General features: G+C 55.1%; 28 protein-coding genes. 19 read left to right on the top strand and 9 right to left on the bottom strand.

From position 1 onward, the window contains the following. Positions 1-5: 5 nt before the first annotated feature. Both ACTUJZ_RS12275 and ACTUJZ_RS12270 read left to right on the top strand, forming a co-directional pair. On the top strand, positions 6-425 hold the full coding sequence (locus tag ACTUJZ_RS12275) for an acyl-CoA thioesterase (protein ID WP_463636619.1): 420 nt from the start codon (positions 6-8) through the stop codon (positions 423-425). Beyond that, positions 418-1125: a 2OG-Fe(II) oxygenase gene (locus tag ACTUJZ_RS12270; RefSeq protein ID WP_463636618.1), complete on the top strand. Its 708-nt coding sequence runs from the start codon at positions 418-420 to the stop codon at positions 1123-1125. Before ACTUJZ_RS12275 ends, ACTUJZ_RS12270 begins: the two co-directional genes overlap by 8 nt. Before the next feature lie 4 nt (positions 1126-1129). On the opposite strand, the gene ACTUJZ_RS12265 is transcribed toward ACTUJZ_RS12270, so the two are convergent. The 4 genes from ACTUJZ_RS12265 to ACTUJZ_RS12250 all read right to left on the bottom strand — a co-directional run bounded on the left by ACTUJZ_RS12265 (position 1130) and on the right by ACTUJZ_RS12250 (position 4379). Continuing rightward, positions 1130-1966 carry a patatin-like phospholipase family protein gene (locus ACTUJZ_RS12265; protein ID WP_463636617.1) on the bottom strand — a complete coding sequence of 279 codons (837 nt, stop codon included), beginning with the start codon at positions 1964-1966 and terminating at the stop codon, positions 1130-1132. A 179-nt stretch (positions 1967-2145) separates the two neighbouring features. Next, entirely contained in the window at positions 2146-2622 is a 477-nt protein-coding gene (locus ACTUJZ_RS12260) for a DUF3299 domain-containing protein (RefSeq protein WP_463636616.1), read from the bottom strand. Positions 2623-2699: 77 nt separating this feature from the next. Further along, positions 2700-3233: an inorganic diphosphatase gene (ppa, locus tag ACTUJZ_RS12255; RefSeq protein WP_463636615.1), complete on the bottom strand. Its 534-nt coding sequence runs from the start codon at positions 3231-3233 to the stop codon at positions 2700-2702. Positions 3234-3401: 168 nt separating this feature from the next. Continuing rightward, positions 3402-4379, bottom strand: coding sequence for a class 1 fructose-bisphosphatase (locus tag ACTUJZ_RS12250; RefSeq protein WP_463636614.1), 978 nt, complete (start codon positions 4377-4379; stop codon positions 3402-3404). Between the two features lie 232 nt (positions 4380-4611). On the opposite strand from ACTUJZ_RS12250, the gene mpl reads away from it, so the two are divergent. The 3 genes from mpl to ACTUJZ_RS12235 are packed head-to-tail and all read left to right on the top strand — an operon-like array spanning position 4612 to position 7419. Further along, positions 4612-5985, top strand: a complete 1374-nt coding sequence (gene mpl / locus ACTUJZ_RS12245) for a UDP-N-acetylmuramate:L-alanyl-gamma-D-glutamyl-meso-diaminopimelate ligase (RefSeq protein WP_463636613.1) — start codon at positions 4612-4614, stop codon at positions 5983-5985. Next, positions 5978-6601, top strand: coding sequence for a flavin prenyltransferase UbiX (locus tag ACTUJZ_RS12240; RefSeq protein ID WP_463636612.1), 624 nt, complete (start codon positions 5978-5980; stop codon positions 6599-6601). The genes mpl and ACTUJZ_RS12240 overlap by 8 nt, the downstream gene beginning before the upstream one ends. Positions 6602-6606: 5 nt before the next feature. Then, entirely contained in the window at positions 6607-7419 is an 813-nt protein-coding gene (locus tag ACTUJZ_RS12235; protein WP_463636611.1) for a S1/P1 nuclease, read from the top strand. Positions 7420-7425: 6 nt separating this feature from the next. Here ACTUJZ_RS12235 and rraA read toward each other — a convergent pair whose 3' ends face one another. Further along, positions 7426-7911 carry a ribonuclease E activity regulator RraA gene (gene rraA, locus ACTUJZ_RS12230; RefSeq protein WP_463636610.1) on the bottom strand — a complete coding sequence of 162 codons (486 nt, stop codon included), beginning with the start codon at positions 7909-7911 and terminating at the stop codon, positions 7426-7428. 256 nt (positions 7912-8167) lie between these two features. Between rraA and ACTUJZ_RS12225 the strand changes: the two genes are divergently transcribed. From ACTUJZ_RS12225 to ACTUJZ_RS12190, 8 genes are read left to right on the top strand one after another with little or no spacing between them, the layout of a single operon-like run. Further along, complete coding sequence (locus ACTUJZ_RS12225; RefSeq protein ID WP_463636609.1) at positions 8168-8686, top strand: phosphatase PAP2 family protein; 519 nt, start codon at positions 8168-8170, stop codon at positions 8684-8686. A 1-nt stretch (position 8687) separates the two neighbouring features. Continuing rightward, positions 8688-9755, top strand: a complete 1068-nt coding sequence (locus ACTUJZ_RS12220; RefSeq protein WP_463636608.1) for an MJ1255/VC2487 family glycosyltransferase — start codon at positions 8688-8690, stop codon at positions 9753-9755. Between the two features lie 50 nt (positions 9756-9805). After that, a complete protein-coding gene (gene lptM / locus ACTUJZ_RS12215) occupies positions 9806-9967 on the top strand; it encodes an LPS translocon maturation chaperone LptM (protein ID WP_463636607.1) in 162 nt (53 codons plus the stop codon). Continuing rightward, positions 9967-11217, top strand: coding sequence for a diaminopimelate decarboxylase (lysA, locus tag ACTUJZ_RS12210; protein ID WP_463636606.1), 1251 nt, complete (start codon positions 9967-9969; stop codon positions 11215-11217). The genes lptM and lysA overlap by 1 nt, the downstream gene beginning before the upstream one ends. Before the next feature lie 34 nt (positions 11218-11251). After that, positions 11252-12082 carry a diaminopimelate epimerase gene (dapF, locus tag ACTUJZ_RS12205; protein ID WP_463636605.1) on the top strand — a complete coding sequence of 277 codons (831 nt, stop codon included), beginning with the start codon at positions 11252-11254 and terminating at the stop codon, positions 12080-12082. Continuing rightward, a complete protein-coding gene (locus tag ACTUJZ_RS12200) occupies positions 12079-12780 on the top strand; it encodes a DUF484 family protein (RefSeq protein ID WP_463636604.1) in 702 nt (233 codons plus the stop codon). Before dapF ends, ACTUJZ_RS12200 begins: the two co-directional genes overlap by 4 nt. Next, positions 12780-13682, top strand: a complete 903-nt coding sequence (gene xerC, locus ACTUJZ_RS12195) for a tyrosine recombinase XerC (protein ID WP_463636603.1) — start codon at positions 12780-12782, stop codon at positions 13680-13682. Before ACTUJZ_RS12200 ends, xerC begins: the two co-directional genes overlap by 1 nt. Before the next feature lie 9 nt (positions 13683-13691). Beyond that, complete coding sequence (locus ACTUJZ_RS12190) at positions 13692-14408, top strand: HAD-IA family hydrolase (protein ID WP_463636602.1); 717 nt, start codon at positions 13692-13694, stop codon at positions 14406-14408. Here ACTUJZ_RS12190 and cysE read toward each other — a convergent pair. After that, positions 14391-15227: a serine O-acetyltransferase gene (gene cysE / locus ACTUJZ_RS12185; RefSeq protein WP_463636601.1), complete on the bottom strand. Its 837-nt coding sequence runs from the start codon at positions 15225-15227 to the stop codon at positions 14391-14393. The genes ACTUJZ_RS12190 and cysE overlap by 18 nt on opposite strands. A 362-nt stretch (positions 15228-15589) precedes the next feature. On the opposite strand from cysE, the gene ACTUJZ_RS12180 reads away from it, so the two are divergent. The 3 genes from ACTUJZ_RS12180 (at position 15590) to ACTUJZ_RS12170 (ending at position 19423) form a co-directional block, all read left to right on the top strand. Next, positions 15590-15781, top strand: a complete 192-nt coding sequence (locus tag ACTUJZ_RS12180; RefSeq protein WP_463636600.1) for a CsbD family protein — start codon at positions 15590-15592, stop codon at positions 15779-15781. Positions 15782-15911: 130 nt separating this feature from the next. Continuing rightward, complete coding sequence (gene uvrD / locus ACTUJZ_RS12175) at positions 15912-18083, top strand: DNA helicase II (RefSeq protein WP_463636599.1); 2172 nt, start codon at positions 15912-15914, stop codon at positions 18081-18083. 53 nt (positions 18084-18136) lie between these two features. Next, positions 18137-19423 (top strand): GGDEF domain-containing protein, encoded by a 1287-nt coding sequence (locus tag ACTUJZ_RS12170; RefSeq protein ID WP_463636598.1) that lies wholly within the window; start codon positions 18137-18139, stop codon positions 19421-19423. Here ACTUJZ_RS12170 and rarD read toward each other — a convergent pair. After that, the gene (gene rarD, locus ACTUJZ_RS12165; protein WP_463636597.1) at positions 19420-20349 is read right to left on the bottom strand and encodes an EamA family transporter RarD; all 930 of its coding nucleotides are present in this window, start codon (positions 20347-20349) and stop codon (positions 19420-19422) included. The genes ACTUJZ_RS12170 and rarD overlap by 4 nt on opposite strands. A 51-nt stretch (positions 20350-20400) precedes the next feature. Further along, a complete protein-coding gene (locus tag ACTUJZ_RS12160; RefSeq protein WP_463636596.1) occupies positions 20401-21738 on the bottom strand; it encodes a magnesium transporter in 1338 nt (445 codons plus the stop codon). Between the two features lie 156 nt (positions 21739-21894). Here ACTUJZ_RS12160 and recQ point away from each other — a divergent pair, with 156 nt between their 5' ends. Further along, positions 21895-23751, top strand: coding sequence for a DNA helicase RecQ (gene recQ / locus ACTUJZ_RS12155; RefSeq protein ID WP_463636595.1), 1857 nt, complete (start codon positions 21895-21897; stop codon positions 23749-23751). Positions 23752-23759: 8 nt separating this feature from the next. Here the strand turns inward: recQ and ACTUJZ_RS12150 are convergent, their stop codons facing one another. Next, entirely contained in the window at positions 23760-24422 is a 663-nt protein-coding gene (locus ACTUJZ_RS12150; RefSeq protein WP_463636594.1) for a glutathione S-transferase, read from the bottom strand. Positions 24423-24573: 151 nt separating this feature from the next. Between ACTUJZ_RS12150 and ACTUJZ_RS12145 the strand changes: the two genes are divergently transcribed. Together ACTUJZ_RS12145 and ACTUJZ_RS12140 are read left to right on the top strand one after the other, a co-directional pair. After that, the gene (locus ACTUJZ_RS12145; protein ID WP_463636593.1) at positions 24574-26010 is read left to right on the top strand and encodes a protein adenylyltransferase SelO; all 1437 of its coding nucleotides are present in this window, start codon (positions 24574-24576) and stop codon (positions 26008-26010) included. Further along, complete coding sequence (locus ACTUJZ_RS12140) at positions 25998-26306, top strand: DUF3630 family protein (RefSeq protein WP_463636592.1); 309 nt, start codon at positions 25998-26000, stop codon at positions 26304-26306. The genes ACTUJZ_RS12145 and ACTUJZ_RS12140 overlap by 13 nt, the downstream gene beginning before the upstream one ends.

The raw sequence follows: 26306 nt of genomic DNA, 5'->3' as shown, positions 1-26306 counted from the left end.
CGGTTATGCATACCACACAGCCTTTGGAAGCCACCTACGAGGTGCGCTTTTGCGAAACCGATGCGTTAGGCCACGTCAGCAACACGGTGCTGGTGCAATGGTTTGAGGCCGCCCGCGACCCGGTATTTCGCATGTTTACTCCGGAACTGGACCTGGCCCACTGGCCGCTGATCCTGGCTGGCTATCAGGTGGATTTTCATCAGCAGATGTTTTACGGCCAGCCGGTCACCATCAAAACGTATATCGGGCGCATCGGCAACAGCTCGTTTACCACGGTCCAGCAGGTCTGGCAGGCCGGTAAACATTGCGCCACCGGCACCACCACCATGGTCCACTTTGATTATCAGGCGCAGCGCGCCGCGCCCATTCCGGACGCAGTTAAAACCACTTTGAGCCAGCATCTTCTGGAGCCCGAGCATGCATGAACAGTCTGATTTTATCGAAGTGATCGATGATGTGTTGCCTGCAGACTTGTGTCAGCAAATCATCACCCAGTTTGAGGCCAGTCCGCATCTGGCCCCCGGGCGCACCGGCGGCGGTGTGGATTTGGATAAAAAGCGCAGCGTCGATGTGTCGTTCAGCGAACAAGCCGAGTTTTCGGCACTGTTTAAACCGGTGATGGAAAAAACCGGTCAGCAATTGCTGCGTTACATCGAAAAATATTTTTTTGCCCTGGTCGGTCCCATTGGCCTGACAGTGCGCCACCCTAAAACCGGCGAGCCGGTCAAACTGACCCATGACAATTTTGAGGAAGTGGGCAAACCCAACCTGGCTAATCTGCTCAATTATCTGTTTCGGATTGGCGAGATCAATGCACAGCGCTATACCGCGCAGGAAGGCGGCTATCCGTACTGGCATTCCGAAGTGTATCCGCAATTACCGCACAATGATGCGCTGCATCGGGTACTGTTGTTTATGTTTTACTTAAACGATGTGCAAGAAGGCGGCCAGACCGACTTTTACTATCAAAATCGGTCGGTTTCCCCCAAAGCCGGGCGCATGGTGATAGCTCCGGCCTATTTTACCCATACCCATCGCGGCCAGATCCCCAAAAGTAACGATAAATATATCCTCACCTCGTGGCTGCTATTTAGCCGCGCTGAGCATATTTACACTCCGCAATAAGCGTCTAGGCCACCGCCTGGCGCTGCTGGCGCAGCATCTGCCGCGCCGCAATCTTGCCCAGCTTATAGCCGCGCTCCAGTTTGGCCCGGTTCATGGTCAGCCGCTTCACATTAAAGCCCTCCGGCGGTGCCACCAGTCTCAGGCGTACATCTGATGGCGGCTCGCGTAAAAAGTCCAGGGTGGCATTGTAGGTGGCACTGCGTTGCAACAAGGTATTAAGGAGTGCCGGCTGATGGCCGTACAGGCGCTCAAACAGCCAGGGTGAGGTAATGGTGGGTTTGGAAAAGCCCAGTGGCTGCGACAAAATCACCGTGATATCCCGGGCGCCCATGGCATAGGCCTGGCGCACCGGAATAGCATCGGCCACCCCGCCGTCCACATAGCGATGCGTGCCAATCTTGGGCTGGTCGCGATAGGCCACCGGAATCGAACACGAGGCCACCATCAGCGCATCGATATTCTCTGCCGTGGCCTGCACATAGTCACACTGGCCGGTATCCACATTGGTGACCCCCACATACAAAGGCGTGGTATGGCCAAACTCACTGATACGCTGGTTCAGCTGCAGCCGGCATTGCTGCCATAACCAGTGCACATCGGTCATATGGCCGCCGCGAATAAAACGCAGTGGGCTGAAAAATTCACGCCGGGTGGCGTAATCGGTGATGATTTGTTTGCTCAGGCCAGGTATGCCGGCCACAAAAGTCGACAGGTTGGTGGCCCCTGCCGACACCCCAATAGCAAAATCAAAGGTTTGCTGACTTTGCTGAAAAATGTCTAATACGCCGGCGGCAAATATACCGCGCATGGCGCCGCCTTCTACAACCAGTGCTTTGTGCATCTCGCTCACCCTGTCTTGCCAGGTAAAACTTTCCCAGTAGTGTGCACATAAGACAGGGCCCGGGAGCCACGCGTAATCTGGATATCAAGGGGTTAGGCCAGCACACGCTGCACACAGCATGGATCACCTATATAGCTATTCAAAAACCCGGCCAGAGCGAGGCGAGCATGGCTGACGACTTAGAATGGCGCGACGGCCTGCCCTTCGAGTTTATACGCCACCGAGGCAATATCGCCTTTCCAGCCAGCGGTGGATAAGGTACCGGTAACCCAGATAGCATCATACAAATCTTCGATGGCCACGCCGTCTTTAAAGGTCACATACACAATCTGGTTGGATGGTGGCGGCGGCACATGGATACAGGCACCAAAATACGGCACCAGCAAAAACTCAGTGGTCAGCTCGGCTGTGCCTTCAAGCGGCACCACAAAGCCGGGGATTTTTACCAACTGACCATTCAGCGCCTCGACCACCGGCGCATTAGGCTGCAACTGGGTCATCTGGCCATCATGGGATACCGCCGGCGCATCCAGTTCGTTAAATCCTGGCGGCACCATATCTTCCCAGTAGACTTCTTTGGCCTCCTGGGCCAGGGTAATCGGCGCGAATAACACACTGACCAGCAGCATGCCGGCTTGTAATGATTTTATCAGCATAGGGATCCTCCTATTTGGCCGGGTGACCGGCAATCAAAAAAGGGGCCACCCGGGCCCCTTAGTATTTTACCTGCTGCTTACTGGTTTTGGTCAAACCGTTTAATGCTGCCGGTAATTTCATCTTTGGCTGCCTGGGCGTTGGCCCAGCCGTCAATTTTCACCCATTTGCCTGGCTCCAGGTCTTTATAATGAGTAAAGAAGTGCTCAATTTGCTGTTTGGTCAGCTCAGGCACATCATCAATTTCTTTTACGTCACGGTAGATGGTCGACAGCTTGTCTACCGGTACCGCCAGTACCTTGGCATCTTTGCCTGACTCGTCAGTCATGTTCAACACGCCTACCGGGCGGCATTTGATCACTGAGCCGCTGATAATTGGGAACGGCGTCATTACCAGCACATCTACCGGGTCACCGTCTTCTGACAATGTGTTGTTTACATAGCCATAGTTAACCGGATAGTGCATGCAGGTGGCCATGAAGCGGTCAACAAACATCGCACCGGAATCTTTATCAACTTCGTATTTCACCGGGTTTGCGTTTGCCGGGATTTCGATAATCACATTTACTTCATCAGGTACATTTTTACCTGCGGAAACAGAGTTCAGACTCATGAATGGTTCCTTTGATTTAATGATGTGCCAATTTTGCCAGGTAACCACACCTGACCCAGGTGCATTTAGCTGGCGAAACGGCTGCAAGTATACGGTGCGCGCCGCAAAATAAAAACTGCCAGGCCGGGCTTTGCAGCCTGGCTGCTTATTTTACGCGCAGATTAAGCGCTACTCGCCCTGCTGATAATAACTCAGGCAGGTTTCAATTTCTTCTTTCGAGCCCAGCAATACCGGCACCCGCTGGTGAATTTCGGTGGGCATCACTTCCATAATGCGACCATGCCCGGTATTGGCCAGGCCACCAGCCTGCTCCATCAAAAAGGCCATGGGGTTGGCTTCATACAATAAGCGCAGTTTGCCCGGCTTGGACGGATTACGCTTATCAAACGGATACATAAAAATGCCGCCGCGGCATAACACCCGGTGGATATCACCCACCATGGCCGCCACCCAACGCATATTATAATCTTTTTCCCGCGGCCCTTCTTTGCCAGCCAGCAAGTCGGCCACATAGTTTTGAATCGGCGCTTCCCAGTGCCGCTGGTTGGAGGTATTAATCGCAAACTCAGCAGTATGGGTGGGCACACTGATATTTGGATGGGTCAGCAGAAAACCACCATGGGTTTTATCCAGAGTGTACAGATGCGTGCCGCGGCCGGTGGTCATGGCCAGCATGGTGGACGGGCCATACAGCACATAGCCGGCGGCGACCATCTGAGTGCCCGGCTGCAAAAAGGCTGACGGATCATCGGCGTCCATCCACTGCGGCGCATGGGTGATGGAAAAGATGGTGCCAATCAGGCTGTTGATTTCGGTGTTGGATGACCCGTCCAGCGGGTCAAAGCTGACCAGATAGTTGCCTTCCGGGTTGCACGGCACCACGGTGTCTTCTTCTTCTGAAGAGATGGCTTTGACATAGCCAGAGTCACGCAGGGTGTCTTTGAGGATCTGGTTTGAGATCACATCCAGTTTTTTTTGCGTCTCACCCTGCACATTTTCACTCAAGGTTGAGCCCAACACTCCGGCCAGGGCTCCCTGGCTGACCCGGAAAGAAATTTCCTTACAGCCGGCCAGTAAGGTTCGAATTAATAAAATCAGTTCTAACGGCGCACCGTCATGCTGCAGCTGGGAATTAAGTCGTTTCATGTGTGCAATTGCCTTTTTGATGTAGGGTTTTGTTATACCGGATGAGCGATAGCCTGGCTAGCCGGGCTGTTTTTTATCGCAGGCAGACGATACTGGCCGCCGCACTGCTGCGCTTCTTTTTTGACCGGTTGTGGCCGATTGTACCTGCGATTGCAGCCCAGCGAAATGAGTTATTCGATTACGCAGTCCCTTCTGATACAGTATCGGCCATCCCAACCAGGACTCATTGATTATGCACGTACACATTCTGGGCATCTGCGGCAGCTTTATGGGCGGGATTGCCGCCATTGCCAAGTCGCTGGGCCACACGGTAACCGGTTCGGATGCCAATGTTTACCCACCCATGAGCACCCAGCTGGAAGCGTTAGGCATCACCCTGACCGAAGGCTTCGATCCGGCACAGTTTTCCCCGCAGCCGGACATGGTGATTATCGGCAATGCGCTGTCGCGCGGTAATCCGGCAGTGGAATATGTGTTAAACCGCAAATTGCCGTATACCAGTGGCCCACAGTGGCTGCTGGAAAATCTGCTGACCGACCGCTGGGTCATCGCCATTGCCGGTACCCACGGCAAAACCACCACCAGCAGTATGGTGGCCTGGATATTAGAAGCCACCGGCCTTAATCCGGGTTTTTTAATTGGCGGCATCCCACAAAATTTTGGTGTTTCAGCACGCACCGGCGACAGCCCGTTTTTTGTCATTGAAGCCGATGAATATGACAGTGCCTTTTTTGATAAGCGCTCCAAGTTTGTGCATTACCGGCCTAATACGTTGGTCATCAACAATTTAGAATTTGATCATGCCGATATTTTTGCTGATCTGGCAGCCATCCAAACCCAGTTTCATCATCTGGTGCGAATGGTGCCGCAAACCGGCCTGATCATTTCCCCGGATAGCAGCTCAGCCATCCAGGATACCCTGGCGCGCGGTTGCTGGAGTAACCAGCAGCATTTAGGCCGCGACTGGCAGGCCCGGCTGGCCGCTGCCGACGGCAGTGTGTTTGAAGTCATCTATCAGGGCACCCGCTACGGCACCGTGACCTGGTCATTGCTGGGCCAGCACAATGTAGACAATGCCCTGATGGCCATCGCTGCCGCGCATCATGCCGGCGTACACATTGATGATGCCATCGCTGCGCTGTGTCGCTTTCAAAATGTGAAGCGGCGCATGGAGCATAAAGGCACGGTGAATGACATCACTGTGTATGACGATTTTGCTCACCACCCCACTGCCATTGCCACCACCTTAGCAGGCTTACGTCATAAAGTGGCTGATGCGCGGATCATTGCGGTACTGGAGCCACGCTCCAACACCATGAAAATGGGTGTACATCAGGCCACCCTGGCCGCCTCCTGGCAACAAGCCGATGCGGCACTGATTTATGAGCCAGCCGGCATGAGCTGGTCACTGGCCGAGGCCGCCGCCAGCAGTGGCACGCCCACGCAGGTGTTAAGCAGTGTGGAAGCGGTCATTGCCGCTGCCTCCGAGCTAGCCCGGCCCGGCGATCACATCGTGGTGATGAGCAACGGCGGCTTTGGCGGTATTCATGAGCGTCTGCTACAGGCATTAGATACGTCTACCAACTCCAGGAAACAGCATGGCTAAATCCATTACACTAGGTATTACCGGTGCCTCCGGGGCACCTTATGCGCTGCGCCTGCTTGAATGTTTAGTGGCTGCCGATTACAACGTGTTTGTGCTGATTTCGTCGGCCGCCAAGGTGGTATTTGCCACCGAAGAAGATCTTAAAATCCCGGCCAAACCGGAGGCGGCAGCAGAGTTTTTTCGCCAGCGTTTCAACGCCCGGCCTGATCAAATCACAGTCTGCGGTAAAGAAGAATGGTTTTCACCAGTAGCCTCCGGCTCCGCCGCCCCCAAGCAGATGGTGATCTGCCCTTGTTCCACCGGCACCTTGTCGGCAGTAGCCTGCGGGGCCAGTGATAATCTGATTGAGCGGGCTGCCGATGTGGTATTAAAAGAACGCGGCCAGCTGATCATGGTGCCCCGCGAAATGCCGCTATCGCCGCTGCATTTAGAAAATATGCTCAAATTGAGCCGCATGGGCGTGACCATGATGCCGGCGGCGCCTGGCTTTTATCATCAGCCACAAACCATTGCCGACCTGATTGATTTTGTGGTCGCGCGCATTTTAGATCATCTCGACATCGACCAGTCGCTGATGCCCCGCTGGGGCTACCAGCCGACCACTGCCAAGGAATAATCTGCATGTATGCATTTGCCAAAACCTCGCTTATTGCCGGCGCCGGCTTGCTGGCCAGCCTGCTACCCGCCGACCAGGCCCACGCTTGGGGCCAGACCGGCCACCGGGTCACCGGCGCCATCGCCGAGCATTACCTAAGCCCCCATGCGCAGGCCGCCATCGATCAGTTGCTGCCTAACGAAAGCCTGGCCGAAGCATCCACCTATGCCGATGAAATGCGCTCTAACCCGTCGCCCTTCTGGCAAAAGGTATCGCCGCCACTGCATTATGTGACAGTGCCAGAAGGCAAAAGCTACCCGCAGGTGGGCGCACCGGAACAGGGCGACGCCATGACCGCGCTGACCCGCTTCACCAATACGTTAAAAGATACGCAGGCCAGCCGCGACGAAAAACAACTGGCGCTGCGCTTTTTAGTGCATATCATCGGCGATCTGCATCAGCCGCTGCACGCCGGCAACGGCACCGATCGCGGTGGTAATGATGTGAAAGTGCGGTTTTTCTGGGAAGATTCGAATCTGCACCGGGTCTGGGATACCGAAATGCTGGAGCAAAAGCGTTTGTCGTATACCGAGTGGACCGACTGGCTGCAAAGCAAGATCACCGCCGACGACATTACTCGCTGGCAGGCCACCGACCCGCTGACCTGGATTGCCGAGAGCACCGAGATCCGCGATAGCCTCTATCCGGAAGATGCCAATGATATGGCCTATGAATATGTGTATGACCACCTGCCGGTGGCCAAACAGCGGCTGCAACAAGCCGGGGTCCGCATGGCGCTGTACTTAAACGAGGTGTTTGCCCCGTCGGCCACGCGCTAGGCTGACTTAATCGATATCCAGCGGCTCCGGCGACAGGATGACACCGGTGCTGTCGGCATACAGGTGATCTTCGGGTAAGAAGGTCACCCCGCCAAAATTCACCGGCACGTCCACATCGCCAATGCTTTCGCTGTCGGCATTGACCGGAATGGCCGCCACCGCCAGAATGCCTAAATCAAAATCACTTAAACTATCCACATCGCGCACACTGCCGTAGCACACAATGCCTTCCCAGTCGTTGTCGATGGCCAGCTGGGCCGAGTTGGCATCCAGCAGCGCTCGCCGGGTGGAACCGCCGCCGTCAATCAGTAACACTTTGCCGCTACCGGGCTGGGCCAGCACCCGATCAATCAGGCCGCGGTCTTCAAAGCATTTTACCGTGGTAATCTCGCCGCCAAAAGAATAGCGCCCGCCATAGCTGACAAACATGGGATCGACAACATCGACACTGTCGGCAAACAAATCGCATAATTCAGAGGTGTTATAGTCCATCACAAAGCCTTTTGGTTGTTGACTTACTTAGGTGCAGCCGCGGCAAGACCGTTGCTGGGCTCAAACTGGCTCTAGCATAGCATCATTTGGGCGAAACAAAACGCTGCAATTGGCTGATCCTGCCCGACAATTATACTGGTGGTTATGGGGGGCATTACGGGTGCTGTGTCACAAAGGTTTCTTTTTTCTGTCACCGCACAGTCACACGGGGTTTTTAGTCTGCTGATCAACCGTTTTGTATAGGGAAGATACACAGGTGCTGACAAAATCCCTGGCTAAATGCGATATCAGTGCGTTTTATTGGTTACACAACCTGACCAGCAAGCGCAATTGCGCGGCAATTATCTGGTTGTCGCGCACCGGTGACGGTCATCTGTACCTGCTGCTGGCCACCTGCCTGTGGAGCTTTGAGCAAGAGCATGGCGAATTGTTTGCATATACCGCGTTGATGGCGTACGCGCTGGAGCTACCCCTGTACCTGCTCTTAAAAAACAGCGTAAAGCGTCCCCGCCCGTGCGATTTACTCAATAACCTGACAGCCCATGTTACGCCCTCTGACAAATTCAGCCTACCTTCCGGACATACCGCAGCAGCCTGCCTGATGGCCAGTATGGTGGCGTATTTTTATCCGTCTTTTGCCTGGCTGGGCTGCAGCTGGGCCATATTAATCGGCTTATCGCGCATCCTGCTGGGAGTGCACTATCCTTCTGATGTGCTGGCCGGTGCTGCGTTGGGCATCACCATCGCCACGGCCAGCCTGGCCATATTGGGGTAATATGAAAATATTGTACGGTGTACAGGGAACCGGTAACGGGCATATCGCCCGGGCTCGTATCATGGCGGCCGCATTGGCTCAACGCGACGATATTCAGGTGGATTTTGTGTTTTCCGGGCGCTCGCCTGAACAGTATTTCGACATGGACATTTTTGGTCAGTATCGCACCCTGCCGGGGCTCAGCTTTGTCACCCGCCATGGCCGGGTTGATAAACTGGCGACACTGCGTCATAACCAGTTTTGCCAGTTTATGCGCGATGTCAGACAGCTAGATGTCAGCGGTTACGATTTACTGATCAATGATTTCGAGCCGGTCACCGCCTGGGCCGCCAAGCGTCAGGGGCTTACCGCTATCTCTATCTCTCATCAGGCAGCATTTGCCTACAAGGTGCCCAAATCCGGCGAAACCTTGCTGGACCGCTTGCTGATACGCTTTTTTGCACCGGCTGATATGTGTCTGGGCGTGCATTGGTATCATTTTAATCAGCCGATCCTTCCGCCTTTTATCAGCGACAGGCCGGCGCCGCAGGCTAGCCCGGGCCATGTGCTGGTGTACCTGCCATTTGAAGATCTTGATGATATCAAGCAGATGCTGGAACCATTAAGCAATCAGGTCTTTAAGTGCTATCACCCGGCCATTAACCAACCGTTGCAAAGCGGGCATGTGCACTGGTATCCGCCCTCCAGGGCAGGCTTTGCCTGTACGCTGCAACAATGCCAGGGCGTGATTGCCAATGGCGGCTTTGAATTATCCAGCGAAGCCTTGCATCTGGGCAAAAAATTGCTCATCAAACCGTTACACGGACAGTTTGAACAGTTATCCAACGTAGCTACCCTGAGCCAACTGGGGTTATGTGATACCCTGTCTTGCCTGGATACCGCTGTGGTGAAATACTGGCTGAAGGCTCCGGCCAACGAGGCCATCACCTTTCCAGACAACCCTGAGGTGCTTATCGACTGGCTGAAAGCGGGTAATTTTGATGACCCTTACACCCTGTGCCAGACCCTGTGGCAGCAGGTCCGATACGGTGAGAAAACCCGCCAAAAACTTTTGTCTCTTGCAATTTAATTGCGCAATGCGATGATAGCGGCAAATCATGTTTTTTCAGCGGTTTCATCGTGCCAAAAATTTCATCTCGTTGTTGGGCCACGTTACTGGTCTGCCTGGTTGTCGCCGGTTGCGGCTACCGGGGTGCGCTCTATCTCCCTGAAGAGGATAGCCAAAACCAGACGCCCGCCGAGGTCAACACCCCGGATGCCGCCCAGGAAGGAGATCTCTGATGGATCATTTTGGATACCGCGGGCAACAGCTGCATGCCGAAGAAGTGCCGGTCAGCCAGATTGCCCAGGCCCATGGCACCCCCGCCTACATTTATTCGCGTGCCACCTTAGAGCGCCACTGGCATGCTTTTGATGATGCCATTGGCGCGCACCCGCATCTGATTTGCTATGCGGTCAAGGCCAACTCCAACTTAGGCGTGCTTAATGTGCTGGCCCGGCTGGGATCAGGCTTTGACATTGTCTCGGCCGGTGAGCTGGCGCGGGTCATTGAAGCCGGCGGCGACCCGCAAAAAGTGGTGTTTTCCGGGGTGGGCAAAACTGTCGAAGAAATTGAATACGCGCTACAGCAAAACATCATGTGCTTTAACGTGGAGTCTGAGCCGGAGCTGCACCGCATCAGCGAGGTGGCCGAACGGCTGGGCCGCACCGCACCGATTTCGCTGCGCATCAACCCGGATGTGGATGCCAATACCCATCCGTACATTTCTACCGGCTTAAAAGCCAACAAATTCGGGATTGCCCGGGAGCAGGCACTGGCCACCTATGAGCTGGCCGCCAGCCTGCCTAATCTGAATATCATCGGTATGGATTGCCATATTGGCTCGCAGCTAACCAGCTTAAGCCCGTTTGTGGATGCGCTGGACCGCTTGCTTAGCCTGATTGACGAGCTGGCCGACAAAGACATTCACATTAAGCACCTGGATTTAGGCGGCGGTCTGGGCGTACCGTACGACCGCGAAACCCCGCCCCACCCGAAAGAATATGCCGCGGCACTGGCTCAGCGGATGGCTGGTCGTGAGCAGTTGTCATTGATTTTAGAACCCGGCCGGGCGATTGCTGCCAATGCCGGCATTCTGGTGACCCGGGTGGAATACATCAAACAGGGCGAAGAAAAAAGCTTTGCCATCGTGGATGCCGCCATGAACGATTTGTTGCGCCCGGCACTGTACTCGGCCTGGCAAAATATCATCCCGGTGAATTCCATCAGCAGCGCCGTACCCCGGGTGTACGATGTGGTCGGGCCGGTATGTGAAACCGGTGATTTTCTGGGCCGTGACCGTGAACTGGCGGTAGACGCCGGCGATTTACTGGCCGTGCGCAGCGCCGGCGCCTATGGTTTTACCATGGCTTCAAATTACAACAGCCGCTGTCGCCCGGCCGAGATCATGGTGGACGGTGACACTGTGGTGGTGGTGCGCGAACGAGAAAAACGCAAAGATCTCTGGCAAGGCGAGCACAAACTTCCGTAAACTAGCGATATCAAATAAGAGCAATAAGCGCTTCATGCAAATTCAGTTTTCCAAAATGCACGGGTTAGGCAATGACTTCATGGTGATTGACAATGTGACCCAGAATGTCTTTTTTTCCCCGGAGAAAATCCGCCAGCTGGCGGACCGGCATTTTGGTGTGGGCTTTGATCAGCTGCTCATGGTGGAGCCGCCTTATGATCCTGACCAGGATTTTCATTATCGGATCTTCAATGCTGATGGCACGGAAGTGTCACAATGCGGCAATGGTGCGCGTTGTTTTGCCCGCTTTGTAAAGCTTAAAGGGCTGGTCAATAAGAATAAAATTCTGGTCAGCACCAAAGCCGGCAACATGGTTTTGTACCTTGAAAAAGACGGCCAGGTGACGGTTAACATGGGCAAACCGGAATTTGATCCGGCCCGCATTCCGCTTAAAGCTAACAAGCAGGAAAAAATCTATCTGACCCGCGAAGGCAACCACACCCTGTTTTATGGTGCGGTGTCCATGGGCAACCCGCACTGTGTGCTGGAAGTGGATGATGTGCAGCAGGCCGACGTGGCCGCCATCGGCCCCTTGTTAGAACAACATGAGCGCTTTCCGCAGGGTGTCAATGTCGGCTTTATGCAAATCTGCAGCAGCGACCACATTAAACTGCGGGTGTACGAGCGCGGTGCCGGTGAAACCCTGGCCTGTGGCAGTGGTGCCTGTGCGGCGGTGGCCATTGGCCATATGCAGGAAAAACTGGGTAAGGATGTTCGGGTGGACTTACCCGGCGGCCACTTACGGATCCGCTGGCAGGGCCCGGGCTCAGTACTGAAAATGACCGGCCCGGCCGAACATATTTTTGACGGACACATAACATTATGAACAAGGTCACAGGGAATCGCCCGCCAGCCACGGCGCCTGGCAGTGATACCATTGCGCAGGACAGCGCGGTGAATGCCCGCGATGTGATGCAGTATCTGCGCGACCATCCGGATTTTTTTGCCCGCCACCCGGAGCTGCTCGAAGAGCTCAAAGTGCCACATGTGCAAAAAGGCAGTGTGTCGCTGGTAGAGATCCAAAGCGAACAGCTGCGCAAAAAAGTCCGCCAGCAAAATTACAAACTCAGCCAGCTGGTCAGCATTGCCAAGCAAAATGAAAAAATCTATCGGGTCTATACCGATCTGAATGTACAGCTGCTTACCTGCCAGAGTGTGGCCGAAATCCAGCTACGGTTGGAAGAAGTGTTGCAGGACAAACTGGATCTGGCCTCGGTAACCCTGAAATTGTTTAAAGGCCCCCACGCGCTGCCCGAACTGCAGCGCCGCTTGTTTGTGGAAAAACGCTTTAAACAGGATCCATTCTTTTTTGGCCGCTTAAGCCAGCACGAGCGCCAGTTGTTGTTTGGTGATGCCATCGCCGAGTCGGCGGCGTTGATCCTGGTGGAAGACCATGCGCCGTTAGGCATTGTGGCCATTGGCAGCCGCGATGCCAGCCATTTTACCCCCGATATGGATACCCTGCTGCTCAAACAGTTGCGCCAGGTGCTGGGCTTTGTGTTACCGGGTCTGCTGCATTACTGATGAACGACACCGCGCTGTCGCCCCGTTGCGCCCACTGGTTGCACCAATTTTTACGCCATCTGCAGGCCGAACGCGGTCTTTCTGCCCATACTCTGGCCAATTATGAACGCCAGCTTAGCCAGGTGGCGCGTAGTCTTGCATTGCCCGACTGGGCCGGACTGACCCCCGGCGATATCAAACGGGTGATGAGCCAGGCCAAACAACAAGGCAAACATGCCCGCTCCATCGCGTTGCAACTATCCGCCCTGCGCACCTTTTGCCGTTACCTGATTGACCAGGGTCAGCTGTTCAGTAACCCCATGGAAGGCATTCAGGCGCCCAAACAGGGCCGGCCGCTGCCACGTCAGGTGTCGGTGGATGCTATGCAACAGCTGCTCGACGGCAAGCCCGACGACCTGCTGGGCTGTCGCGATCACGCCATGTTTGAGCTGTTGTACGGGTGCGGGCTGCGCTTAAGCGAGCTGACCGGGCTAAACCTTACCGACTGCTTGCCCGATGGCCTGCTGCGGGTACGCGGCAAAGGCAATAAAGAACGCCTGTTGCCGTTGGGCCGCCAGGCCAGCCAGGCACTGCAAGCCTGGCTCAAGGTACGGCCGGCCCTGGCCGGGCCGGACCAACCAGCGGTGTTTGTGAGTAAACAAAAAAATCGCCTGTCCAACCGCCAGGTGGCCAACCGGCTGGATACTCTGGCGCAAACCCGGGACTTACCGGACAAGCTCAGCCCGCACAAACTGCGCCATTCGTTTGCCACCCACGTATTGGAGTCCAGTGGCGATTTACGCGGGGTGCAGGAGTTACTCGGGCATGCCAATTTATCTACCACTCAGGTATACACCCATCTGGATTTTCAGCATCTGGCCAAAGTGTATGACTCGGCCCATCCTCGGGCCCGCAAAAAATAAGGAGCCTGCATGCGCTTTTTCCGGCCCCTGGCCCCGGTTCGTGCCATGACCTTTGATTTAGACGATACCCTATATGACAACGGCCCGGTGATCCGTCAGGCCGAGACCGCGTTGCAGAAGCATATTGCCCGCCATTACCCGCAGACTGCCCGTCTTGCCCGTACTGACTGGCAGCGCATTCGTCAGCAGTTGCTTAGCCAGACCCCGGCACTGGCTTCAGATATGGGCCAGTTGCGACTTCGCACCTTAAGCGCAGCGTTGCAGGCGGATATTGACGATGACAGCGCGCTGGCTGAGGCCGCCCAGGCGTGTTTTGAGTGTTTTTACGACGCGCGTAGCGAGCTGACCTTAACGGATGAAATGCACCAGACGTTGGCCGCCCTGGCTCAGCGGGTGCCGCTGGTGGCCATCACCAATGGCAATGTGGACCCGCAAAAAATCGGCATCGCGCCGTATTTTGAAGCCTTTTTGCATGCCAGCGTTCGCCGGCCGATGAAGCCGCACCGCAAAATGTTTGATGAAGCGGTGGCCCACTTACAGCTGCCAGCCGCCAATATTTTGCATGTGGGCGACAGCCTGACCAAAGATGTGACCGGGGCCATTGCCGCCGGCAAACAGGCCGCCTGGTTTGCCTGCAACCGGCCCATGGATTTACGCGGTGAGCGGGTGGGTGTGTTGCCTCATGTGCAGATTGACAGTTTCAGTGAATTACTGGCACTGGTCTAGCTGGCCATTATCTTCCAACACATTTTGTTTCATCGAATCGCATGGCCGCTGGCAGGCCGGCCGACCCACCACCTTGGCCGGTACTCCCACCACGGTCGTATGGGGCGGCACATCATTAAGCACCACACTGCCGGCCCCCACCTTGGAGCCCCGGCCTACCTCAATATTACCTAAGATTTTGGCGCCCGCGCCCACCAGCACGCCCTGACGGATCTTAGGATGGCGATCACCGGACTCATTGCCAGTACCACCCAGGGTGACACTTTGCAGCAGTGACACATAATCTTCGATCACCGCGGTTTCACCTACTACGATGCCAGTGGCATGGTCAAACATCACCCCTTTGCCAATCTGTGCAGCCGGGTGAATATCCACCCCAAAGGCTTCGGCACTGCGGCTTTGAAAAAACAGTGCCAGCTGATGGCGCTCTTTTTGCCACAGATAATGGGCCATGCGATGCACCTGCACCGCCTGAAACCCTTTGAAGTAGAGCAGCGGGGTCAGATAGTCGTTGACCGCCGCATCGCGTTCAAACACCGCTTTAATGTCTTCAATGGCTGCTTCCACCATCTCCGGGGCCATCAGGTAGGCTTCAACAAACACTTCGCGAACGGCCATCGCCGGCATCACATCATCGGCCACCTTGTTGGACAGGATAAAACTCAGGCACGACTCAAAATTATGATGCGTCAGGATACAGGCATGAATATAGCTAGCCAGTAACGGCTCATTATCAGCGATGGCTTTTGCTTCGGCTTTGAGCGCCGGCCAGAATGCCTTAGCAGCGGTGGCCTTGGCGGGGGTTGAGAATGCGAGCATAAACGAGTTCCTGAGCAACAAATTTGCAGACTGCCACTGTGGTATTGCATGTAGCAAAATTCAAGATGCGGTAAACGAAAAGACAGGCTGACTGATGGCTGGTTTGTACCACCGGCATAGCCGGCTTGATCACCCCGGGCAGGTTAAGTTTGTGCAATGTTTCACCTGTCAGGCTGTAATTGCTGCACAGCGGCCTGTAGATAACGCAGAGCCAGCCTTCAACACCGGCTGTGAACACGCCACCCTGTCTTAAAAAGACAATAAAAATCAATATTATAAAAACATATTGCTAATTGGTCTGATGGTTGCAGAATCTTTGAGCCGTATGTTGTTTCGTTTAACTCAAACCAAGGAGCAATTCTATGAATAACGATAAAATGGAAGGCAACTGGAAAGAAATGAAAGGCAAAGCCAAGCAAAAATGGGGCAAACTGACCGACGACGACCTGGATGTGGTAGATGGCAAACGCGAAGAGCTTGTCGGAAAAATTCAGCAACGCTATGGCAAGAGTCGCGAAGAAGCCGAACGTGAAGTGGACAACTTCAACAAATAACCCCCCTCACGCTACCCACCCCGGGTAGCGTTTTTTTATCCACACTGATTTACGAACTGGCCTGTATAAACGCACAGTTCGCTGGCATAATTGCGAGCATTTAGTTTCAATCAAACAGGTAATCGCAATTATGGATGTCTCTTTACTGCTGGACAGTCTGAACGACAAACAACGCGAGGCAGTGGCCGCGCCGCTGTCTAACATGTTGGTGCTCGCCGGAGCTGGCAGCGGTAAAACCCGGGTGCTGGTGCACCGCATTGCCTGGCTGATGGAAGTGGAAAATATCACGCCTTTTTCCATTCTGGCTGTCACCTTTACCAACAAAGCTGCGCGCGAGATGCGCGGGCGTACCGAAGCCCTAATGCGGCGCAATCTGCACAGCATGTGGATAGGCACCTTTCACGGTTTGGCGCACCGCTTACTGCGCGCGCATCATGCTGAAGCCGGCCTGCCGGAAAACTTTCAGATCCTTGACTCGGATGATCAGTACCGTCTGGTGCGGCGGATTCTGCGCGCCATGAACCTGGACGAAAAACATTGGGCCCCCAAGCAAGTACAGTGGTACATCAACGGCAATAAGGATGAAGGCCTGCGTCCACAGCATATCGACACCCACAATGATGCGGTGGCGCAAAAGATGCGTGAAATTTATGCAGCCTATCAGGAAGCCTGCGACCGCTCCGGGCTGGTAGATTTTGCCGAGCTGTTGCTGCGCGCCCACGAATTGTGGGTCAAAAACCCAGACCTGCTGGCCCACTACCAGCGCCGCTTTAAAGCCGTACTGGTGGACGAATTTCAGGATACCAACAATATCCAGTATGCCTGGCTGCGCATGCTGTGCGGCAGCGGCACCAATAACATCATGATTGTGGGCGATGACGATCAGTCAATCTACGGCTGGCGTGGCGCCAATGTGGATAATATCCATAAGTTTTTAAAAGACTTTGACGAGACCGCTACCATTCGCCTTGAGCAAAATTATCGCTCCACCGGCAATATCCTCAATGCCGCCAATGCGGTGATAGACAATAATTCCGGCCGGCTGGGCAAAGATTTGTGGACTGAAGACAGTGAGGGCGAACTGATTTCGGTGTATGCCGGTTTTAATGAGCTGGATGAAGCACGCTTTATTGTGTCGCAAATTAAAAGCTGGCTCGATAAGGGCCAGTCACTGAGTGAATGTGCCATCCTGTACCGTAATAATGCCCAGTCGCGGGTGCTCGAAGAAGCCCTCTTGCACGAAGCAATCGCTTATCGTATTTATGGCGGTCTGCGCTTTTTCGAGCGCCAGGAAATCAAAGATGCCTTAGGTTATCTGCGCATGATTAACCACCCCCATGATGATGCCGCTTTTGAGCGGGTGGTGAATACGCCCAGTCGTGGCATTGGTGAAAAAACTGTGACACAGGTGCGTCTCACCGCGCGTGAGCAACAGTGCTCTATGTGGCAGGCCAGCCAGCTGTTGTTGATGGAAGGCAGTCTCAAGGGGCGCGCTGCCAATGCGCTAAAAAGCTTCACCAGCCTGGTTAGCGAATTAGAACAGGCAGTACTGGACTTACCGCTGGAAGAACAGGCCGACAAGGTGATCAAAACCTCCGGGCTGTATGCCATGTACCAGGCCGAACGCGGGGAAAAAGCTCAAGCCCGGCTGGAAAACTTAGAAGAACTGGTTACCGCCTGTAAGCAGTATGTGGCCCCCGAAGAAGCCGAGGACATGACCCCGCTGGGTGCCTTTCTAGCCCATGCGTCGCTGGAGGCCGGTGAAACCCAGGCTGATACTGAGCAGGATGCGGTGCAGATGATGACCATTCACAGTGCCAAAGGGCTGGAATTTCCGCTGGTCTTTTTGGCCGGGGTTGAAGAAGGCATGTTCCCGTCGCAGATGACCAATGACGAACCGGGCCGCTTAGAAGAAGAGCGCCGTCTGTGCTATGTGGGCATGACCCGGGCCATGCAAAAATTGTTTATCACCTATGCCGAGAGCCGCCGGGTCTACGGCCAGGATAAATTTCACACGGCCTCGCGCTTTATCCGCGAAATCCCGGCCGAACATGTGGAAGAAGTACGCCTGAAAAGCCAGATCTCGCGACCGGTGCATAATCGCTTTAGCCGGGCCGCCTCGCATGAAGCGTTTGAGAGCAGTGGCTTTGAGCTGGGCCAGCGGGTCACACACCCTAAATTTGGTGAAGGCGTGGTGCTTAATTATGAGGGATCGGGTGATCATGCCCGGGTCCAGGTCAGCTTCGATGAATTTGGCGCCAAATGGCTGGTGCTGGCGTATGCTAAACTAAAGGCTAATTGACGCCCTGCCCCAATCGCCCACAATAAGTTACAGTGGGTAGATGGGTCAGTGGCGTGCAAAACAAAGTATTAGTGATCGATGACAGCCGGACAGCGATGAGTATCGTGACCCGGCTGGTGGAAAAAGCCGGTTTGCAGGCAGTCACAGCCTACAGCCTAACCCAGGCTCGCCACTTATTTGCCAATGCCCTGCCAGAATCCTTTTTGTGTGCCATCGTCGACTACAACCTGCCGGATGCTGCCCACGGCGAAGCCATCGATTTTTGCTTAGGTAGTGTTTTGCCCACCATCGTCATCACCGGCCAGGTCAACCGCCATACTCGCGAAGATGTGCTGCGCCGCGATGTGGTGGACTACATTCCCAAAGACAACGCCCAAACCTACGATTATCTGGCCCGTCTGTTGGTCAGGTTGCAGCGCAATAAACACACCGCGGTACTGGTAGCCGGCCACCAGCGGCGCGCCGCCCAGGCCATGTTATCACTGCTGCAACGGCACAATTTTGTCACCTACGAAGCGCAGGATAGTACTGAAACCTACCGCTTATTGCGTGAACACCCACATATCAAAATGGTCATCACCGGCACCAGCCTGACCGACGAGTCCAGCCCCACCCTCATCGCTAATCTGCGCCAGGATTACCCAAAAGAGCGGCTGGCCATCATCAGCGCCTGCGACCAGCACAGCGAACTTAATTCGGCGCACTTTATTAAATCCGGCGCCAATGACTTTATGCCTTTGCCGGTCTGCCACGAAGAATTTTTATGCCGCATTAACCAGAATGTGGAATTACTGGAACATGTTGAAGCGCTTACCACCCTGGCCCACACCGACTACCTGACCGGCTTGTTCAACCGCCGCTATTTTTTCGACCGGCTCACCGCCCGGGCAGCCAGTCGCCAGGAAACCTACGCTCTGGCCATGCTTGACCTGGATCATTTCAAACAAATCAATGATAAGTTTGGCCATGACACCGGCGATGCGGTATTAGTGGAGGTTGCCCGTGCCCTGCAGCAAAATTTCAGTGATGGAATCATCGCACGGTTCGGCGGTGAAGAATTTTGTGTCTACCTGTCGCAGGAACCGGCGGCTATCGCCACCAGCCGCTTTGAAGCTTTTCGCGAAAAGTTGGCCAGCGCGCCACTTTGTATTGGCCCGCATCAGGTACCCGTCAGCTTGAGTGTGGGCCTGCTTACCGTGCGGGCCAGCAACCTGACCAACAGCATCAGCCGAGCAGATAAGCTGCTGTATCAGGCCAAAGCCGGCGGCCGCAACCGGGTAGTGTCAGATTTATTGTTCAGTCAAACCCTGGCCGGCAGCAGCGCGCCGAGCCGGGTTTAAGCTGCGCGTGATTTGCGCTGCAGGCGATAGGCTTTGAGCGAGTCCAGACTGAAAATCATCAGTGCCAGCCACACAAATCCAAAGGTAAGCAAGCGCGCGGGTTCCAGCGGCTCATCGTATAGATACACCGCCAGCACAAACATCAGTGACGGGCCGATATACTGAAAAAAGCCTAGCGTGGAATACATCAGTCGGCGGGCAGCCGCGGTAAAGCACAATAACGGCGCGGTGGTGACAATGCCGGCGGCCAGTAACCAGCCATTCAGGCTTGCCTCATTGGTCAGCATATTTGAATGTTCAGAGCCAAACCAGGCCCAGTACACCAGCGCCACCGGCAGCATGATCAGGGTTTCAATAAACAGCCCTGGCATGGAATCCACGGCGACCTGCTTACGCAGCAGCCCGTAAATGCCGAAAGTGCCAGCCAGTACCAATGCGATCCACGGCAACTGACCATACGAAAACACCAGAATACTGACGCCAATTAATGCCAGCACCACCGCAAAACGTTGCATAGGGCGCAGCTTTTCGCCTAAAAACATGCGGCCTAAAAAGACATTAAACAGCGGGTTGATGTAGTAACCGAGGCTGGCATCCAGAATATGATTATTGTTGATGGCCCAGATAAACAACAGCCAGTTGGCGGCCAGCAGCACCCCGGCCACCGCCAGAGTTTTAAGCACCCGCCCCGAGCTTAGGGCATACCGCACCTTGGGCCACTGGCGCAGGGCACTGACCAGGATCAGCAGCACCACTACCGACCACACCACCCGGTGCATCAACACCTCCAGCGCCGGCATCATCTGCAATTGTTTAAAATACATTGGCGCCACACCCCACATGGAGTAAGCGGCTATGGCACTTACCACGCCCATCTGGGTGCGTTTTACATCGGTCTCGCTTTGCTGCATCGGTTCACTACTCATAACCCCTGACCGGCATCAGCCAACCCGGGGGTGTAAAAAGGCGCCAGTTTACTATACCAGCAGCAAGGTACCCAGCCCCAAAAAGGCCACAAAGCCAACAATGTCGGTGACGGTGGTTAAAATCACCGAGCCGGACAAGGCCGGGTCAATTTTAAATTTGTCCAGCATCACCGGCACCAGCACCCCGGCGATGGCAGCAGCCACAATATTGAACAAAATGGCCAGGCAAATCACCAGCCCGATGAGCACATCGGCAAACCATAAATAGGCCACCACACCAATGATCACTGCCCAGATGACGCCGTTAACCCCACCTACTTTGAGCTCTTTACTCAACAGCGCCTTGAAGTTAGCACTGCTAACCTGGCCCAGCGCCAGGCCGCGCACAATCAGGGTCAGGGTCTGGCTGCCGGCAATACCGCCCATGCTGGCCACAATCGGCATCAGCACCGCCAGCGCCACTACCTGCTGCAGGGTGGCTTCAAACAGGCCGATAAACCAGGAGGCTAAAAATGCGGTTAACAGGTTAATCCCCAGCCACACCGCACGGTTGCGGGCACTTTTGGCCACCGGCGAGAACAAATCCTCGTCTTCGTCCATCCCCGCCGTAGCCATCACCTGGCGCTCATAAAACTCGTTGATCAATTCGCTGGCCGAGGTGATATCCAGCCGTCCCAGCAGCTTGTTGGCGTCATCCACCACCGGCAGCGCCGCATACCCAGAGCGCTGCACCTGCAAAGACGCATTGGTGGATTCATCTTCGCCTTTAAGCACCGGGATATTGTCCTCAATTAACTCCACCAATGGCACATGCTCGGGCGCGCCAAAAATGCGGGTCAGGCGCACCGCGGCGGAAAACTGACCGGACCGGTTAACCAAAAAGATGGTGTCGCAGTGGGCTGGCACATTGCGCCGGATCAAGCGCAAGCCGTCGCGTACCTTGGCATTGAGCGGTAACACCAGCAACTCATGGGTCAGCCAGTGGCCCACCTTGTCATCATCAAACTGGGTGGCCTCGCGAAAAAAGGTTTGCTGCTGTGCGTCCAGCTCGGCATAGGCCAAATCCACCAGCCGGTTGGGCAGCGAGTCCATCAGTTCCAGCAGATCTTCGGCTTCAATATCGGCAAACAGCGCCACCCACTGGTCATCGTCGGTGGCATCAATCAAGATTTCACGCGGATCCGAACGCATCTCCACCAATACGTCCAGCTTACGTTCCGCCGGCAGGTCCTGCCACACCGTGACCCGTGGGTCTACCGGTAACGATTCAAGCAGCGTGGCAACCGAGGCATCATCCTGGGCGGCGATGGCGTTGAGCACCCCGCTGCCATCTTCGGGGCTGGTGTCTGAGACAATTTCCTGAATAAGATCCGGTAAGGGTTCTGCCACGCGCGGTCTCCTTGTGTTGCAATTAATCTTGTGGCCGGGGCGAGCGTACGCCCCGGTGCAGAAGGCCATAGAATAACAGTAGCTTAGCCGCTGTGAGTAAAGAATTTTCGAATTTGCCGTGAACCTGACGCCGATTATGCGTAAAATCCTGCCGCGATGACCATGACTTCACCCCCCTCAGCTAATGCAGAGCAGCCAGACACGCCCAGCGACAGTGCCCAGCAGGTACTCAAGCGGGTGTTTGGTTATGACACCTTTCGTACCGGCCAGCAACAGGTCATAGAGGCCATTGTCGACGGCCAGGACACCCTGGTGCTATTGCCCACCGGCGGCGGCAAATCGCTGTGCTATCAGATCCCGGCGCTGGTGCGCCCCGGTACCGCCATTGTGGTGTCACCGCTGATCTCCTTAATGCAGGATCAGGTGGAGCAGGTGCAGGCTTTAGGGGTGCGCGCGGCGTATCTTAATTCCAGTCTGGACCCCGAGACCCAACAGCAAATCCAACAAGACTTGTTACAGGGCCAGTATGACTTGCTGTATGTCTCGCCCGAGCGCTTGCTACAGCCGTATTTTCAGAATCTGCTCAGCCAGCTCACTGTGGCTTTGTTTGCCATCGATGAAGCGCATTGTGTCAGCCACTGGGGGCACGATTTTCGTCACGACTACCGGGCGCTAGGCACCATCAAAGCCCGTTACCCGGATATTCCGGTGGTGGGCCTGACCGCCACCGCCGATGCCGCCACCCAGTCTGATATTTTGCTGCAGCTGCGGCTCAACGAGCCGTTTGTGTTTAAAGGCAGTTTTGACCGACCCAATATCCGCTACCGGGTGATGCAAAAATACAAAGCCTTTGACCAGGTGCTCGACTATGTCAAAAAGCAGGATGGCAACAGCGGCATTATCTATTGTAATAGCCGGGCCAAGGTCGATGATCTGTATGCCAAGCTACACCGCGCCGGTATTCGCAGTGCCGCCTATCATGCCGGGCTCGATGCCGATGAGCGTGAGCATGTGCAGCGCCGGTTTTTGAACGACCAGGTGGACATTGTGGTGGCCACGGTGGCCTTTGGCATGGGCATCAACAAGTCCAATGTGCGCTTTGTGGTGCACCATGATGTGCCGCGCAGTATCGAAAGTTATTATCAGGAAACCGGCCGCGCCGGGCGGGATGGTCTGGATGCCGAGGCTTTGCTGCTGTTTGATGAAAAAGATGCAGCCCGCGTGCGTCAGTGGATTGAGCAGGGCGATAAGCCCGAGCGCAATCAGGTGGAAGTGCAAAAATTTGCCGCCATGGAAGCCTTTGCCGAAGCCCAGACCTGCCGGCGGCAGGTGTTACTCAACTATTTTTCCCAGTTCAGTGATGAAGCCTGCGGCAATTGTGATATTTGCCTGGACCCGCCGCGGCTGATTGACGGGCTGGTGATCAGCCAAAAAATTCTGTCATGTATTTTGCGCCTGGAACAGCAGGCGGGTACCCAGCATGTGATTGATGTACTGCGCGGCAAGCAGCTGCGCCGGTTGATGGAAGCCGGCCATCAACATCTGTCAGTCTACGGTATCGGTAAAGATGAATCTGACAGCTACTGGCACAGTATGATCAATCAGCTTATTCACCAGGGCATGATCCGGGTAGACCTCACTGCCGGGGCTGTGCTGCGGCTAACCGAAGCTGCCCGCCCGGTATTAAAAAGTGAGGTGGCGGTTAAACTGGCGGTGCCCCGGTTGTCGTTCAAGGCCGATAAAAAAGGCAAACAGACACCGGCGGTGTACGATAAAGCGTTGTTTAAACGCCTTAAACATTTGCGTAAATCACTGGCCGAAGAGCATGCCGTGCCGCCGTATGTGGTGTTTTCCGATGCTACCTTAGTGGACATGGCCGCCCGCACCCCCACCACCCGTAACGACATGCTGGATGTCAGCGGGGTGGGCCGCACCAAGATGGAACGCTATGGTGAGGCCTTTTTGCAGCTGATCAAAGATTATCTGGAAAGCACCGTCAACAACGACTTTTAGCAGCCCGCTCAGGCATAATCGTAGGGGCCGCCTTTTTCCAGCGCACGCTGATAAGCCGGGCGGTTGTGCACCCGTTTTACAAAGCTGCTGATGGCGGTCCAGCGTTGATCCTGGCTGCGGGCCAGCGCGGCTTCTAACGGAAAGATCATCATCACATCCGCGCCGCCCGGGCCCTCACCGGCAAACCAGTCATGTTTGGCCAGATACGCCTCCACATAGCGCAGACTGGCATCCAGATTAGGGCCGTAATAATTGTCCATGATGCCATTCAGGATCTTTTTGGCCAGCGGACGCACCAGCCCCGGGACTTTTTGCTTGGCCTTATTCATCACCAGGGTAGCCACCAGGGGCGGCATCAGCGAGCCTTCAGCAAAATGACACCAGAACAGATACTGCTGATAGGTGGCGTTTTCGCTTGGCACTTTAAAGCTGTCTTTGCCATACTGATCAACAAGGTACTGGACGATTGCACCGGATTCAGCCAGCTTGGTATCTTCGCTTTCCAGCACTGGCGCATGGCCTAACGGGTGCACAGCTTTGAGCGACGACGGCGCCAGGCTGGTTTGCGGGTCACGCTGGTGTTTCTGGATTTGGTACTCCACCCCCAACTCTTCCAGTAACCATAAGATACGCTGGGACCGCGAATTATTTAAATGATGAACAGTAAGCATAATTGTCTCTGTGTTAGGGATCGTGAAAATGACGTTCGCACTGGGTCTTGATACCGCCGGGCCAGGCGGCTGGATTAGACACCCAACAGGCTTTTCAGCCTGCACGGGTTTTGCTAGCGTACCTGCAGCTTTGTAAACGTGGAACACAACCTTGAAATTAACCCATCTGTACGCCACAGAACTGGCCGGGCTGGTGACCCCGGTGGCCCCGCAATTACCGCAGGGCCTGACCTTACAAATGGTCAACCGCGACCTGGCCAATGACCTTAGCCTGCCGCAAAATTGGTGGCAAGACAACTATTTAGGCAAACAGCTCAGCGAGCCTGAGTTTGCCCTATCGCGCCGTTCAGTGGCACAAAAATACGGGGGGCATCAGTTTGGCCAGTGGAACCCGATGCTGGGCGATGGCCGTGGCCTATTGTTAGGCGAGGTGGAAGACCGCCGGGGTCAACGGCTGGATCTGCATTTAAAAGGCGCCGGACAAACTCCGTATTCCCGCCAGGGCGATGGCCGCGCAGTGTTGCGCTCTACCCTGCGCGAATACATTGGCAGCGAGGCCTTGCATCATTTAGGCATTCCCACCAGCCGCAGCTTGTGCCTGTTTGACAGCCCAGAACCGGTGGCCCGCGAAACCTTTGAACCCGCTGCGGCCATGATCCGCACCGCGCCCAGCCATATCCGCTTTGGCCATTTTGAATATTATTATTACCAGGGTGATGAGGCAGCGCTTAAGCAGTTGTTCGAGCATGTTTTTATTCATCATTTCCCGGCCTGCCTGGAGCAGCGCAATCCACATCTGGCGTTACTGGAAACCATTGTCTTACGTACAGCCCGGTTGGTGGCATTGTGGCAGGCGTATGGGTTTGTACATGGGGTGATGAACACTGACAATATGTCCATCCACGGCATCACCTTTGATTATGGCCCGTATGCGTTTATGGATAATTTTGTCAGCAATGCCGTGTTTAACCACACCGATCATCAGGGCCGCTACGCCTTTGACCAACAGCCCGGCATCGCCTTGTGGAATCTGAACGCGCTGGCCCAGGCATTTTCCGGCCATTGTAGCATTGAACAAATCAAGCAGGCACTGATGCGCTACGAACCGACTTTTATGCAGCATTATCAGCAGCGCATGATGCACCGGCTGGGCTTTGCACAGGTGGATGAAGCCGGTATAGATCTGCTGCATCGCTGGCTGACCTTACTGGCCAACGAACAGCGCGATGCGCATCTGCTGTTTCGCCAGCTCGGTGATATGGATGTGCAGCAGGCAACGGTGCCATTACGCGACAGCTTTATCGACCGCGGCCAGTTTGATAGCTGGTGGCAGGCCTATCGGCAGGCCCGTCAGGCCAATGGTGATACCGCAGCGCAGCAGGCATTGATGCGCAGTGTCAACCCCGCGGTGGTAGCACGAACCCACCATTTGCAGGCGGCCATCGACGATGCTGAGCACGGCGACTACCGCACCGCGCAGGATCTGTTACAGGCGCTGCAACGGCCGTTTGAGGAGGCCGGGCAAACCAGTCGCTGGGCTTGCCCACCGGTAGACGCTAGCCCGGTGAGTTTATCATGCAGCAGTTAAGTCGCGCCGATCTGCAGGCAGTGGCCAGCCAAACTGCAGACAGCATCCAGCTTTCCCTGCCACTGCCGACTACACCGCTAAAAGCCCAGCAGCTGGCCGGTCAGATTGGCGCTGCGCTGGCTATGAACAGCAGTACGCCCGACTGGGGCGCAGATCGTTTTCAGGTTTGTTTAAGTAATCAACAAATGCGGTGTGTATTATGTATAGAATGGCTGTGCGAAGCCATTTGGCTGGAGCCCACCGGCACCACTGACCTGGCCGGGTTGTGGCGGTGGCTGAGCCAGACGCAGGCCTGA

It is taken from the genome of Alteromonas sp. WD8-37, from assembly GCF_055326825.1.
The sequence above is the reverse complement of the archived record's forward strand: the minus strand, read 5'-3'. Positions and strand labels throughout refer to the sequence as shown.